Origin of the sequence: Methanolobus sp. (genome assembly GCF_016278365.1) — an archaeon.
Classification (GTDB): Archaea; Halobacteriota; Methanosarcinia; order Methanosarcinales; family Methanosarcinaceae; genus Methanolobus.
The window spans coordinates 276,441-286,541 of the sequence record NZ_JADQBZ010000004.1 but is presented as its reverse complement, the minus strand read 5'-3'; the positions used below and the strand labels follow the sequence as shown (position 1 = coordinate 286,541).

Sequence of the window (10,101 nt, the reverse complement as noted above, 5' to 3'; positions counted from 1 at the left end):
CAGTTTCCTGCGTCGCAGGTATTGCACCTGCAAATCCTAGTAATTGATTATACTATATAAATATATCTATACTATTAAATATAATTATTATCATCATTATGAGAAAACTCATTTATACAGTGCACGTTTCAGGAGATAGAAGAAATAACAGTAGCACCAAAAATATTGCAAGGCATCCCCCATGATCAAATCAGCATATATTGCAGACTAGTATCAAGTGTCTGAAAAAGAGAAATGCCAATCATATTGCTGCAGATACCGAGCGCATCGATTACAGGCAGAGGGCTTTTCAGGAGACCACATACGTTGCTTGCCGTGTGGCGAGGAATATATTACAAAAGACCAGCCTGACTGAACATGTAGGCGAATATTCCTCCAAATGTGACAGTCTCCACCAGGCTCTGACCGCATGGGAGGGGGCTTATTGACGCATATATTACAAAACTGGCTAACACACCAATAGCAATCGTACAAATAATCATATCTTCTATTTCCATTTTGGTACCTGCCTGATCTGTCCCGCGCAATGATCGGATGCTATAAAGCCCTGACCATCAAGTCTCAAGTGCAGACAGTTCTGATATTTTACGATATATTCTATATACTAATAAGCCAATTGTATAGCAATATCCGGTAGAGGTTAATCGGGATGAAGGGATGGATTCTTTACAAATATGCCCAGAAAGAACTGTGGCCTGATGCTTATGAGATTCATCGCCTGATAGAAACAGCACACAAAAGGAACATAGAGATACAGGTTGTAAGACCAGAGCAGATAGACCTTATTGTTACCAGAGAGGATCGGAAGAGCATACTTCTCGATGGCGAGATAGTATCGCTACCGGATTTTCTGCTTCCACGTACAGGAGCAGGGACCACATATTTCGGGATGGCGGTCATCAGGCATCTTGAAAGGCTTGGTGTCCGCACATTTAATTCAGCCCATAGCATAGACACTGTCAAGGACAAACTCTATTCACAGCAGATACTTGCACAGAGTAATATTCCGGTTCCAAAAACCATGCTTGCTAAATACCCTGTAAATGTGGACCTTGTGGAAAAATACCTGGGATTTCCCCTTGTCATAAAAACTATTTCGGGATCCCGCGGGAAAGGTGTATATCTCTCGGAGAACAAGGCAAGTTTTAACGACCTGATGCCTTTGATACACTCAACTGATCCTAAGCTGAATATAATACTCCAGGAGTTCATACAGACGAGTAAAGGCAGGGACCTTCGGGTCTTTGTTCTTGGGGGCCGGCCCATAGCCTGTATAGAAAGGACATCCATGAACGGGAACTTCAAGGCAAACTTCTCAACAGGAGGGCGCGTCAAAAGTTACGGGATGACGCCTGAAATAGAGTGGCTTGCTACCGAGACCGCACGCATCTTCAATCTGGATATAGCTGGTATAGACCTGCTATTTGATGGGAACCACTTCAGGGTATGTGAGGCAAATTCCTCGCCCGGCTTCCAGGGAATCGAGAGCTGTTGCGACATAGACATAGCTGATGAGATATACAATTTCATTAAAATAAGACTCGGAGTTTTCGATGACTGAGCCAACTATAGAAGAAGATAAATTAAAAAAGTAGAAGTTTTCCGGACATATTCCTGCGTACTGCTTAAAGGAAATCACCTGATACATGGTATCCGCAGCCGGGACAGAAATAAAACAGGTTCATGCCAAGCATCTGTCTCCGAAGGATCCTTTTACATTTAGAGCAAGATTTTCGTTCTCGTACTTCCACTTTCCCACCTTATGCAAATATCATTATCGTATCCAGTCTGGCCGTCCCTTTCCGGGTCCAATATCCACATGTCTCACAATGCTGCATATTTTTGTCCGTGTCATGCAAGCGTGCCTTACACTCAGGACATTCTTTTAGCTGCTTCAATTATTCACCCCACTCTGTTCAGGAAATGCACCTGTTCCCCACCCATTAATAAGGATCATTAGGGTGCCCCCGGGAACTTCATCCTGACATTTAAGATATAACCACACGTTTTTATTTAATCTAAACCGTGCTTAAATTCAAGAGCTTGTCTCAAATCATGAGGCTTTGAATATTCTGACAACACTTAATCATAGACTGTCAGGGATTATGGCTTTAGCCTGAAAAGGAACACTGTCAAATAGCTCTAAACAAAATGAGTGTAAGGAGCTAAATAAATGATCCGGAAATTCATGACTAAGATACCCTTGATTTCCAGCACGGCATTCATTACAGATTCCGCAGAGATAATCGGGGATGTGCAGATCGGAGAGTTCTCGAGTGTATGGTTCAATGCAGTCATCAGGGGAGACATGGGAAAGATAAGCATCGGTGACAGGACCAGTATCCAGGATAATGTGGTCATCCACACTGACCCTTCCATGATAACGGAAATAAAAGACAATGTGACAGTAGGTCATGGAGCGGTCCTTCATGGTTGCAGAATAGGTAACAATGTAATAATCGGAATGAACGCTACTGTCCTGAATGGCGCTGTCATCGGGGACTATTCCATTATTGGAGCTAATGCGCTGGTAGCGCCCGGTAAGGTGTTTGCTGAGAGAAGTGTCATTATGGGTATTCCCGGCGATTTCAAAAGACAGATAACAGACAGGGAAAAAGAACACATTGAAGAAAATGCTGCTTCGTATGTGGAGCTTGCAAAGAATTACAGGAGCATGTTGCAGGAGTAATTAATCAATTACTGCATCCCGGACATTATACACATCACTTGAACGGATGTAGAATCAAGCAGCTCCTGCCTGTTATTCTACCTTCCTTCCATATATGAATGCTGCTCCTACTATCATCGTCACTGGAAAGAGTATTGTTGGAAACTCTGGTATCTCTGAAACAGGACCTTCATTGGTTCTGATCCCGAAATAGTGTAGCCTGTGTTCATCATCACATGTCTGGGAGATACTATCATTGAATGCAACTACTTTTCCGATGCTTGAGAACTGTCCTTCCTGAACGCTGACTGAGCTTACGAAACGGATGGTTTCCCCCGCATCGAGTGATTTATATTCTCCAATTTCCCCGAACAACGTGTCTGAGATAATAACATTATCAAATACGGAATTACCAGTATTAGTAACGCAGTACTCTATCGTGACCTGCGAACCTGAAACAAGCTCAGGACCCGGGAAGATACTTTCATCCTGACCATTCAGAAGGATCACCAGATCTACATCAGCATCCAATGATCCATTTCCTGCATGCTCCCTGGCAATGGTTGATACATAACTGTGCCCTTTATGAAGCCACCAGCCGGGTTCTCCGGAGTTATCTTCCGGATTAGCGGGACCGTTATCCGGAACAGATCTTAATGATGCAGGAACTGTGTTATTATCAGTGATATCCGGAATGTATTCATGTTGGAGATTTAAACCTGCAATTGCAAGAAACAGTGCTACAAGAGATAGTAAAAGCAAATAACTTATTTTCATGTTATCCCGACATTAGTTCTTTGCACCATTATTACAAACATCCCTGCAGATAAGGACATGTCGCATACGTCACATTCCTCAAAGTATATCCCTGATTCTTTGTTAAGTAAGAATATTACCTAAAACTATATAGAGTTTTATCGGGATTAGTTATTCAGGGGTAGTGAGTGGGAGAACTCAATATGCATACCCCTGGATAAAGAATATAGGAGGTTTATTGAACATGGGACTCAAGAAAATAGCCATCATGGCCATCGCTTCATCAGTTGTAGCTGCCTTGTTTAAAAGAAAGAAATAAGCAACTTGAACAATTGCTCGTCTTTGGTATCAGTGCGGAACTGGATTCCTTGCCTTCAATCCTTCAATTAATGATGATCAAAGATACCTAAGGTTTTAGGAATCTAATTTTGGAGAACACATGGTTGAGTTCACTGCGTTTGGCCTATCCGTAATAGTAGTGGGAGCTATATTCATGGGGCTGATGTTATGGCTGTGGAACAAAAAGGATGTGGCACTACAAAAGAAAGGATATATCACTTTATTCCTGCTGGCAGGCCTGGCAGGAGTGATATATGCTTCCTTTGCTTTTACACTGATATCCATTGACAATGCATCTTATTATGGCGAGGGGCGGAATCTGGGCACTATTGATTACAATCAGATGATATCAAGTGCAAGGCAAGCGGGATACATAGTTGAGGGTCCCATGTATATTGATTCTGATTTGTTTGAGGCAAGTGGGATCTGGTCTCCCAGAGTCTCTCAGGTCAGGGCATACCTGGGAGATAGCTTCTGGGTCAGTTCCTTAAACTACTATTTTCCAGAAGGAACACCGATAGAAGTAAGATTTGAAAGTGAGGCTACAATCCTCAATTTACATAACGAGACATGGCAAGACCAGTCCTTCCTGCAGTTTGAGACAGAGCACCTGCCAGACAATGAAGTGATGATCGAGCGAATCATGGTTATTTTCGGAGTGAATGATGCAGCAGCACAGACATACCTGAACCTTTTAAAGAAAAACATCGAAAAAGAGGACAGCGCCACTGCCACATTGATAGTCACTCATCCACCGGATTTTAATTCAACATATACGGATATGAAGAACATGAGTGACACATTTGTCTTTACAGAGACTACCGGCACCGGTTCAACAAGACAGGTATTCTATGAGGATAACAGGATAATCGGAAGTATCGGTTATATCCTTCCGAACTCAAAAATAATATATCGGCAAAGTGGAAACGATTATATTATGCAGGCTGACCCTCTGGGAGGAGTCAATCTTCAGGTCCGGCTCGCAGCAGGGGCAGAAATACCGGAGGATGAATACAAAAGTGTTTTCAGGGAAATGTTCTCTGATCTCGGCCTGAATCCAGAGGAAGTGGATCATTTTGATTTTGAGTATTCTCCATCTTCATGGTGACGTGCTCAGGGTTTCCCTTCCCGACGTATGTGTTATCAGTATCAGGCTGCTGTCGTGAAGACTTCTGGATCTCCCTGAACATAACCCTTAGCACCCGGTCCCTGATCATGTTCCGCTCTTTATATGTGCACTTGTAGTGTACCCTTATTTTCATGCCTTCCTTATCGGAATCCAATCTCAGCGCAACTCGTGTTGATACAGTCTTTCCTATTTCGCCGGACATCCGTTCCATCAATCCATCAAGGTCAAGGGATATTTTAGCCATATCAGCCGGCATATTTTTCAGGTAAAGGTCAAACTCATTGCTGAAACGGCTTCTTCCATAGTTATGGATTGGTTTCTCCAGAAATATCTTATTGGGTACTTTGTAGAAATCCTCATAAGTTTCAGGAGAGTCATCCAGCAGCACATAGAACATCCCTATATGCTTGACAAGCCCTTCCACTCCCTCGATACTTATATAATCACCTATCTTGAAGGGTTTTTTAGTGAGGAGGATGAACCATGCAATGTACGAAAGGATAACGTCCCGGATAGCAAATGCAAAACCGCTCGCGATCAAACCAAAGAAGATCGCTATGTTCTGGACTGTTATTCCTAACTGCACAAAGATAAAGACCGTCGCTATGGAATAGAGCAGCCCGATGTATGCTTTTGTGAGCAGGATCTTCTGTTCAGGTTCAAATGTGTCACCAAAGAAGTCTATAATACTATTTACTGTCAGTCTGGCAGCAACAGATGCAAGCGCATAGGATAGAAGAATAGTAATGACCAGTTCCACATATTCCATGATGGCCTGGGGAATATTGATGAGATTTTGCTGGTTGGCAAGCACAATGGATGCCATTACCATGCTCAGGAGTAAAAATAATAATATTGTCCTGTTCAGGAAAGTATGTTTCAGCCGCCCCTTGAACTCACTAAGCGAATTACCGTTTTTCTTCCCATTGGGTGGTTCTGTGACCATACAAGTACCTTTTTTAAAGCCTTTTAGCCTATTCATGGCTTTAGTGCATATATATCTTTGTCAAATATATGGATATATAAGCTGCAGGCTAACTATTCAAGGTACATCTTATGGTTAGTAGCAGAGGTGTGTCGTGGAAACTGGGTGTGGAATGTGGGGGGTGGTACGTTGAGAACAAACACACCTCTTGCTAAAACTCTAACGAATTCTTATAATAGACCATTCCTTTAAAGCCTTGCGGACGACATTACACTATTTCTTATGCATGGCATAAGTTGTTCATGTAGTCGCACATAATCTTGCTGCGAGCTAATACATAAAAAATATAAGTATGTAGTTAAGGCAACATTCCATACATGAAGCAAAAAGCCACATTATTAGTCACACATTGCTTTTTTCCATTGTTCCAGCTTTTCGCTGAATTTCATAACCCTTGCAGAACTTGAAGACGGGACAGTGAAGATCATGACCCCAGCAGGCACCTTACAATACCTTATATATTCCCCGGCCATGCTGCCATTGCAAATGATCCTGCGGATATGGGTCAGGCCTGAAAGATCGTTGTATATCTCATTTTGGATGTTGCTGTCAAGGCTGCCTTTCCTCTGGCAGCCTTTCAAAGTATCCCACAGACCTATCTGGTGTTCCTGTAAAATCCGTAGCCTCTCATCATAATCCAATTCCACAAGATCAACACCAAGGACACAGCCCACCAGCTTCCAGAAATGGTTCCTCGGGTTGCCGTAATACTGGCCAGAACTCAGAGATATCTCTGAAGGATAACTCCCTACGATCAATGTGTCAGTATACCGATCAATTACAGGCTCCATTTCCATCTGTCCAACATTGTCCCATGCTCATATAAGTATGCAGGGCCGGGCAATATACCACGAACCTAGTTTTTGAACATTGGTTCAAAAATGATAAGGGATATCATCCTGATAATCAAATTATACATCAAGATTGGGAAACTGGATAGAAGGGGAAGTATCAAATGATCATTAAAAAGACAGCTATCATCTGTTTTTTGAGTATATTGCTTGTGGTTATCACAGGTAACGTTGCGGCGCAGACTGAAGGCAATGAGACACCGGTAACGATGGGAGAATCAGACCAGAACGATCCTGCGATATATGCAGATACAATCGTGTGGACTGACTGGAGCACTGCTAACAACTCATCCGATGAACTGATTGTATGGAACGCGGACATATACATGTATAACACTTCCCTGGGCGAGGAAGTGCAGATAACCTCAAACGAATCGGTACAGATCGGACCTTCAATATATGAAGACAGAATAGTCTGGACAGACATACGTAACGGAAATGCTGACATATACATGTATAATATCACATCAGGGGAGGAGACACAACTGACAGACAACGAGTCTGATCAGTGGTATCCTGCCATTCATGGTGACCGGGTAGTCTGGGAAGATATACGCAACGGGAATGCAGACATATATATGTATAACATCACATCCGGAGAGGAAATCCAGATAACATCCAATGAGTCATTGCAAATAGATCCCGTGATATATGGGGACATTATAACCTGGACGGATACCCGTAATGCAAACATACCAGAAGATGACCCGGACTTGAAACTGCAGGACCTGCTCCGATCAAATGTAGATATCTACATGTATAATCTGTCCTCAGGGGAAGAAACACAGGTAACTACCAACGAGTCATGGCAGGAAGGACCCGCCATTCATGGTGACAGGATAGTCTGGACAGACATGCGTAATGCAAACCTGACACCCGATGACTGGATGCAGTGGAATGTAGACATCTACATGTATAACCTTACTTCAGGAGAGGAGACACAGGTTACAACCGACGAGTCTAACCAGTTACTTCCTGCAATATACGGTGACAGGATAGTGTGGGAGGATTACAGGAATCATGCCGCATCATCAACGGATATGAACACAACGTTAGTAATGCAATGGAATTCGGACATATATAGTTACAATATTTCCTCCCAAGAAGAGGAACAGATAACTTCAGATCCGTTCCCGCAGGAATATCCGGCAATATACGAGGATACGGTAGTATGGGTGGATATGCGCAGCGGGTACTTTGATATATACATGATTGATCTTGCAGGAGAGACCTAAAGGAATAAGACAGGAACGATCTTAAAAGAACGGTCATAAATCAAAAACTAAATGGCAATAAAAACAAAAGAGTGAAGAAGGAATCTAAAATTCATCTTCACTCGGATATTGCCCGGAGGAAGTCTCTCTCAGTGATTATCCCTACAAGGAAATCACCCTCCATCACAGGCAGCGAACCAATATTGTTGTCTACCATAATGTTAGCTGCCTCACCCATTTCTGTTTTCGGGCTTATCTTTACTGTTTCCTTTGAGATCAGGGATAGGACAGGTTCATCAAATGCTTCGTGGATATTGCCTGTGGTGAGTTTATCAAAGGCACCACCATTACCCAGGAAATGCATTATATCAGAGGCAGTTACCATGCCGAGAATCTTCCCGTTGTTGACTATTGGAATTCTCCTGAAGCCGTTGTCAATCATGATCCTTGCCGCCTGTCCAATGCTTGTATCGGGAGTTGTGGTCTTAACTTTCCTGCTCATATACTGATCTACCTTCTGTGTTGAAGCAATGCCTGCTGCAAATCTTATCAGGTCCTTTTCGGTGCATATAGCCACAACCCTGTTTCCACTGTCAACAATGGGAAGTCCGCTTGTATTATGCTCCAGCATGGTCTTTATTGCTTCATCGACGCCGGCATTATCACTTATAGTGACAACATCAGTCTGCATGATCTCACGCACCTGTGAATTGATTGCTGCCAGCAGGTTTCCCTTGTGCCGCTCTTCAACAAGAAGATTCTTACTGCCGCCCCCCAGAAAGTCGATTATGTCCACAGATGTCACGATACCTTCCAGCCTGTTCGTGCCGGCATCTGTAACCGGGATACGCCTGAAACCATTTTCCGTCATGGTCCTGATGGCATTGATGATGCTTGTGGTAGGCGACATGGTTACTGCATCTCTGCTTGCCAGTGCCATGATGCCACCTTCATGTTGTGATATCTTTTCATCGAAGTCAATAGGTCCGGTCTTTATCATACGGCTATTATTGTACAATGCAGAGCCCTTTTGCTGAATGGTCCTGTCATTAGCGTGCAGCTTTCCACGCACTCTTGCCTCATTTTCTGTAACCCTTATATTATCCCTTGTACTCAATATATCACCACACTTTTTGATACCTTGATGCCCATTGAAAAAAGAAGATGGGAGTGAAAATCTACAATTTATATATACAGTCTGGTCCGGGCAGTCAGCCCGGATATTGTCATAAACCGGTTCCTTCTAAACAAGCCTTCAGCAGATCATGCCTGTCCACAATGCCCAACAGTTCGCCTCCGTTGGTAACGCTGATCCTACCGATATCATTACGAAGCAGTTCACCGATGGCTTCACTTATAGATGTTGCCGGAGGTACCGAATATAAAGGAGTGGACATAACTTTTTCCACTTTCATAGAACCGCCCGAGCTCCTGCCGTGCATATTGGTGGTACCTATCCTGGCATAACCGGCCTTTATTATATCAAGTCGGGTAACGATTCCCATTGTTTCTTTTTTATGGGACACCACGGGTATACCGGTATAATCCCATTGAAGCATGTTTTCCCATATCCTGGAAATGCTATCATCCGGAAATGCTGTCTCGACCTTTGTGGTCATGATCTCTCCAACATTACGGGGAGAACCTTTTGTTGGCTGAATGTGCCGCAGGAGATCCGCATTGCTAAGTATCCCTGCAATGGTCCTGTCGGAAGGTGAAATGACCACCGGTGAGAGGGGCTGTTTTGCGTCAATTAACAATCTAGCGGCTTTCCGGATATCCATTTCCGGTGTGATCAAAGGTGATTCACTTATATAACCACGGACAGTCACATTGGATTTACTGGACCTGATGTTGAGTATGTCCTGATCTGTAAGGATACCCAGTACTCTGTTCCCTTCGTCCACCACAGGAAGACCCCTGAGAAAATTGTCCCGTAAGATCTGCCGGGCATGGGTCATATAGTCGTCCTCCCTTATGGATATAGGGTCCTTTGACATTATTTCTCCAACTGTTATTCTTTCACTCCCTGGGGTACAAAGTCGATGCTACAGTACCTTTCCCCAAAGAAAAAATGAATCCGCAACTATTTAAATGCAACCTCTGTAAGACAAAAAAGATATTTGGAGGCCTGCCAGACAGGCTTCCGGATGACTTTT

At 43.3% G+C, this 10,101-nt stretch carries 10 protein-coding genes; 5 read left to right on the top strand and 5 right to left on the bottom strand.

The window, feature by feature from the left end; genetic code table 11:
* Nucleotides 1-200 precede the first annotated feature (200 nt).
* From QZZ22_RS05055 to QZZ22_RS05045, 3 genes are all read left to right on the top strand, one after another.
* The gene (locus QZZ22_RS05055) at nt 201-428 is read left to right on the top strand and encodes a hypothetical protein (protein ID WP_292463163.1); all 228 of its coding nucleotides are present in this window, start codon (nt 201-203) and stop codon (nt 426-428) included.
* A gap of 221 nt (nt 429-649) precedes the next feature.
* Nucleotides 650-1,561, top strand: coding sequence for a RimK family alpha-L-glutamate ligase (locus QZZ22_RS05050; protein WP_292463162.1), 912 nt, complete (start codon nt 650-652; stop codon nt 1,559-1,561).
* Between the two features lie 612 nt (nt 1,562-2,173).
* Entirely contained in the window at nt 2,174-2,689 is a 516-nt protein-coding gene (locus tag QZZ22_RS05045; protein WP_292463161.1) for a gamma carbonic anhydrase family protein, read from the top strand.
* 72 nt (nt 2,690-2,761) lie between these two features.
* Here QZZ22_RS05045 and QZZ22_RS05040 read toward each other — a convergent pair whose 3' ends face one another.
* Nucleotides 2,762-3,445, bottom strand: coding sequence for a PEF-CTERM sorting domain-containing protein (locus QZZ22_RS05040; protein WP_292463160.1), 684 nt, complete (start codon nt 3,443-3,445; stop codon nt 2,762-2,764).
* Nucleotides 3,446-3,863: 418 nt separating this feature from the next.
* Between QZZ22_RS05040 and QZZ22_RS05035 the strand changes: the two genes are divergently transcribed.
* Nucleotides 3,864-4,871: a hypothetical protein gene (locus QZZ22_RS05035; RefSeq protein WP_292463159.1), complete on the top strand. Its 1,008-nt coding sequence runs from the start codon at nt 3,864-3,866 to the stop codon at nt 4,869-4,871.
* Here the strand turns inward: QZZ22_RS05035 and QZZ22_RS05030 are convergent.
* Nucleotides 4,789-5,838, bottom strand: coding sequence for a mechanosensitive ion channel domain-containing protein (locus tag QZZ22_RS05030; protein ID WP_292463158.1), 1,050 nt, complete (start codon nt 5,836-5,838; stop codon nt 4,789-4,791). The two genes, QZZ22_RS05035 and QZZ22_RS05030, sit on opposite strands and share 83 nt — an antisense overlap.
* 377 nt (nt 5,839-6,215) lie before the next feature.
* A complete protein-coding gene (locus QZZ22_RS05025) occupies nt 6,216-6,674 on the bottom strand; it encodes a DNA-deoxyinosine glycosylase (RefSeq protein WP_292463157.1) in 459 nt (152 codons plus the stop codon).
* A 158-nt stretch (nt 6,675-6,832) separates the two neighbouring features.
* Between QZZ22_RS05025 and QZZ22_RS05020 the strand changes: the two genes are divergently transcribed.
* On the top strand, nt 6,833-7,963 hold the full coding sequence (locus tag QZZ22_RS05020) for a hypothetical protein (protein WP_292463156.1): 1,131 nt from the start codon (nt 6,833-6,835) through the stop codon (nt 7,961-7,963).
* Nucleotides 7,964-8,060: 97 nt separating this feature from the next.
* Here QZZ22_RS05020 and QZZ22_RS05015 read toward each other — a convergent pair whose 3' ends face one another.
* Together QZZ22_RS05015 and QZZ22_RS05010 are read right to left on the bottom strand one after the other, a co-directional pair.
* A complete protein-coding gene (locus QZZ22_RS05015; protein WP_292463155.1) occupies nt 8,061-9,059 on the bottom strand; it encodes a CBS domain-containing protein in 999 nt (332 codons plus the stop codon).
* A gap of 109 nt (nt 9,060-9,168) precedes the next feature.
* Nucleotides 9,169-9,942: a CBS domain-containing protein gene (locus tag QZZ22_RS05010; protein WP_292463153.1), complete on the bottom strand. Its 774-nt coding sequence runs from the start codon at nt 9,940-9,942 to the stop codon at nt 9,169-9,171.
* Between the last annotated feature and the right edge of the window lie 159 nt (nt 9,943-10,101).

Bases quoted from the DNA above. Each gene is read 5' to 3' on its own strand.
- QZZ22_RS05050 (WP_292463162.1), top strand. From the start codon at position 650: ATGAAGGGATGGATTCTTTACAAATATGCCCAGAAAGAACTGTGGCCT.
- QZZ22_RS05045 (WP_292463161.1), top strand. From the start codon at position 2,174: ATGATCCGGAAATTCATGACTAAGATACCCTTGATTTCCAGCACGGCA.
- QZZ22_RS05040 (WP_292463160.1), bottom strand. From the start codon at position 3,445: ATGAAAATAAGTTATTTGCTTTTACTATCTCTTGTAGCACTGTTTCTT.
- QZZ22_RS05035 (WP_292463159.1), top strand. From the start codon at position 3,864: ATGGTTGAGTTCACTGCGTTTGGCCTATCCGTAATAGTAGTGGGAGCT.
- QZZ22_RS05030 (WP_292463158.1), bottom strand. From the start codon at position 5,838: ATGGTCACAGAACCACCCAATGGGAAGAAAAACGGTAATTCGCTTAGT.
- QZZ22_RS05025 (WP_292463157.1), bottom strand. From the start codon at position 6,674: ATGGAAATGGAGCCTGTAATTGATCGGTATACTGACACATTGATCGTA.
- QZZ22_RS05020 (WP_292463156.1), top strand. From the start codon at position 6,833: ATGATCATTAAAAAGACAGCTATCATCTGTTTTTTGAGTATATTGCTT.
- QZZ22_RS05010 (WP_292463153.1), bottom strand. From the start codon at position 9,942: ATGTCAAAGGACCCTATATCCATAAGGGAGGACGACTATATGACCCAT.